Origin of the sequence: Methylobacterium sp. WL18, assembly GCF_008040015.1 — a bacterium.
Taxonomy (GTDB): Bacteria; Pseudomonadota; Alphaproteobacteria; order Rhizobiales; family Beijerinckiaceae; genus Methylobacterium; species Methylobacterium mesophilicum.
This window is the reverse complement of the sequence record NZ_VRVD01000723.1, coordinates 1-2,159: the sequence shown is the minus strand read 5'-3', so window position 1 is coordinate 2,159 and position 2,159 is coordinate 1. Positions and strand designations below refer to the sequence as shown.

Annotated in this window: 1 protein-coding gene and 1 pseudogene; both read right to left on the bottom strand. The window is 68.6% G+C overall.

Annotated features, from left to right (window positions below):
- On the bottom strand, positions 1 to 1,817 hold a 1,817-nt coding region (gene ftsH, locus FV228_RS27500), incomplete at its 3' end, for an ATP-dependent zinc metalloprotease FtsH (RefSeq protein WP_147857407.1).
- Positions 1,818 to 1,964: 147 nt separating this feature from the next.
- Positions 1,965 to 2,159, bottom strand: a pseudogene (locus FV228_RS34470) (tRNA lysidine(34) synthetase TilS); the annotation flags it as partial.

Genomic DNA, 2,159 nt, shown 5'->3' with positions numbered 1-2,159 from the left:
CCGTCGCGGATCGGGGGCTGGCCCTTCAGCAGGTTGCGGATCTCGTCGCCCGAGAGCGTCTCGTATTCCAGCAGCCCCTGAGCGAGCGCCTCCAGGTCGTCCTTGTGCTCGGCCAGGATGCGCCGGGCCTCCTCGAGGCCGGTCTCGACCAGGCGGCGGACCTCTGCGTCGATCTTCTGGGCGGTCGATTCCGAGACCGATTGCTGCCGGCCCATCGACATGCCGAGGAAGACCTCGTCGTTGTTCTCGCCGTACGCCACGGTGCCGAGCTCGGGCGAGAAGCCCCAGCGGGTCACCATCATCTTGGCGAGCCGGGTCGCCTGCTCGATGTCCGACTGGGCGCCCGAGGTCACCTTGTCCCGGCCGAAGGTCATCTCCTCAGCGATGCGGCCGCCCATCATGATCGCCAGCCGCGAGGTCATCTGCTCGAAGCTCATGGAGAGCTTGTCGCGCTCGGGCAGCTGCATGACCATGCCGAGGGCACGGCCGCGCGGGATGATGGTCGCCTTGTGCACCGGGTCGGTGGCCGGGACGTTGAAAGCCACGATGGCGTGGCCGCCCTCGTGATAGGCGGTGAGCCGCTTCTCGTCCTCGGTCATCACCAGGGTGCGCCGCTCGGCGCCCATCATGACCTTGTCCTTGGCGTCCTCGAACTCGTGCATCGTCACGATGCGCTTGCCGCGACGGGCGGCCAGCAGCGCCGATTCGTTGACGAGGTTCATCAGGTCGGCGCCCGAGAAGCCGGGGGTGCCGCGGGCGATCACCTTGAGGTCGACATCGGGGGCCAGCGGCACCTTGCGGACGTGGACCCGCAGGATGCGCTCGCGGCCGGTGACGTCCGGGTTCGGCACCATGATCTGGCGGTCGAACCGGCCCGGACGCAGCAGCGCCGGGTCGAGCACGTCGGGGCGGTTGGTCGCCGCGATGATGATGACGCCCTCGTTGGCCTCGAACCCGTCCATCTCCACGAGGAGCTGGTTCAGGGTCTGCTCGCGCTCGTCGTTGCCGCCGCCCAGGCCGGCGCCGCGATGGCGGCCGACGGCGTCGATCTCGTCGATGAAGATGATGCAGGGGGCGTTCTTCTTGGCCTGCTCGAACATGTCGCGCACGCGGCTGGCGCCGACGCCCACGAACATCTCGACGAAGTCGGAGCCCGAGATGGTGAAGAACGGCACGTTGGCCTCGCCCGCGACCGCCCGGGCGATCAGGGTCTTGCCGGTGCCGGGCGGGCCGACGAGCAGCACGCCGCGCGGGATCCGGCCGCCGAGCCGCTGGAACTTCTGGGGGTCGCGGAGGAATTCCACGATCTCTTGGAGGTCTTCCTTGGCCTCCTCGACGCCGGCGACGTCATCGAAGGACACGCGGCCATGGGCCTCGTTCAGGAGCTTCGCCTTCGACTTGCCAAAACCCATGGCCCGGCCGGCGCCGGACTGCATCTGGCGCGACAGGAAGATCCAGGCGCCGATGAAGACGAGGATCGGCAGCCAGCTCACGAGCAGCTGGATGAACCAGGGGGTGTTGTCCGACGGCGGGCGGGCGGTGATCGTCACGCCCTTGCCCTGGAGCTTGGAGACCAGGCTCGGGTCGTTGGGGGCGTAGCTGGTGAAGTTGCCGCCCCCGACATAGGTGCCGGACACGTCCTGCCCGGAAATCACCACCGACTGGATCTTGCCGGAATCGGCGTCGTTGAGGAGCTGGCTGTAGGCGATCTCGCTGCCGCCGCCCCGGTGACCCGGGTTCTGGAACAGGGTGACGAGGGCCAGCACCAGCAGGAAGATGACGACCCACAAGGCAAAGTTGCGAAAATTCGGGTTCATCGATCGATCCTTGGTGCGTGCGGCCCCCTAGACGGACACATCGCGCGGCTTTGCCGGTCCATCCGTGCACACCTCGCCAATGTAGGCGGGGGGGCCTTCCTTGCCAAGTAAGCCGGTCCCCCCTGCGGCGAGGGCAGCATCTATCCGTCAAACAGCGGTCTTGTGCCGGCGCAGCGGGGCCGGCGCCAGACTCACCGTGCCGGCGGAATCGGTTGCGACCAAAACCCCCGCCAGGGTGCGGCGGATCGGCTCCCGGCGGCGCAGGGCCGGCAGCACGGCCTCGAAGACAAGCGATTCTAGGCGCTCCAGCCGGCGCGGCGCGGCGCCCACCCGGGTCAGGGC